Annotated in this window: 1 pseudogene; it reads right to left on the reverse strand. The window is 66.3% G+C overall.

The window, feature by feature from the left end:
- Positions 1-31: 31 nt before the first annotated feature.
- Positions 32-1,230: pseudogene (locus tag AC0I8G_RS25815) on the reverse strand (IS3 family transposase).
- Positions 1,231-1,298 lie beyond the last annotated feature (68 nt).

Consider the following 1,298-nt stretch of genomic DNA (forward strand, 5'->3'; position numbering starts at 1 on the left):
GGGTCTGCTGCATGATCAGGTGACAGCTACGTCACGCGGTCAGAGCGACCGACGAGGTCATGATGGTCTCGTACTCGATAGGGGTCAACCGGCCCAACCCGCTCTGCCGCCGACGGCGGTGGTAGGTCCGCTCAATCCAGGTCACGATCGCGATCCGCAACTCCTCCCGAGTGACCCACTGCCTGCGGTCCAATACGTTGTTCTGCAGCAGCCCGAAGAAACTCTCCATGGCCGCGTTGTCCCCGGCCGCACCGACACGACCCATCGACCCCACCAGACCGTGTCGGTTCAGGGCGTAGACAAATCCCCTCGATCGAAACTGCGATCCACGATCCGAATGTAGAGTGCAGCCGGCGACGTCGACGCCCTCAACCCGCCGCCGCGCAACGGCATTGGCCAGGGCACGGACGGCCAGGCGGGAGGTCATCCGGGAGTCGATGGAGTACCCGACGATGCGCCGGGAGAACATGTCCTTGATCGCACAGAGGTAGAGCTTGCCCTCGGCGGTCCAGTGCTCGGTGATGTCGGTGAGCCACAACTCATTGGGCCGGGTGGCGATGAACTTCCGGCGGACGAGGTCGTCGTGCACCGGCGGGCCGGGCCGTTTCCCGTTCTTGGTGCGGCGCTTGGAGAATGCGCTCCACCACCGGTTGTCCGAGCAGATCCGCCAGGCGGTCCGGGCGGCCATGGACTGCCCGGCCTCAGCTGCTTCTTCGTGCAGATAGCGGTAGCCGAACTCCGGATCATCGCGGTGGGCATCGAAGAGGGCGTTGGCACGGTAGGCCTCCTCCAGCTCCGCCGGGGTGACGGGCTCGGCCAACCAGCGGTAGTAGACCTGGCGAGCGATGTTCAGCACCCGGCACGTGAGGGCCACCGAGATGCCCTCGGCGGCCAGCTCGCTCACGAGCGGGTAGAGCCTTTTCCCGAGCCACGTCCTGAGCTACCGGGCAGGTTCGCCTGGGAGAGGTAGGCCGCGGCGCGGCGCAGGACCTCGTTCTCCTGCTCGAGCAGCTTGATCCGGCGGCGGGCTTCGCGTAGCTCCGCGTTGTCGGTGGTGCTGGTGCCGGGTTTCACCCCGGCGTCGACGTCAGCTTGGCGCATCCACTTCGACAAGGTCATGACGTGGATGCCGAAGTCGGCGGCGACCTGCTCCAACGTCACGCCAGGATCGCGGTCTTGGGCGACTCGGACGACGTCGTCTCGGTACTCGCGGGGGTAGGGCTTGGGCACAGCGACATCCTTCCAGGCCTGCTCGGGAGCAAGCCAGCTCGGTTGTCACCGATCAGTGCAGCAGACCC

The sequence above is a fragment of the Kineococcus sp. AC630 genome (assembly GCF_979255925.1).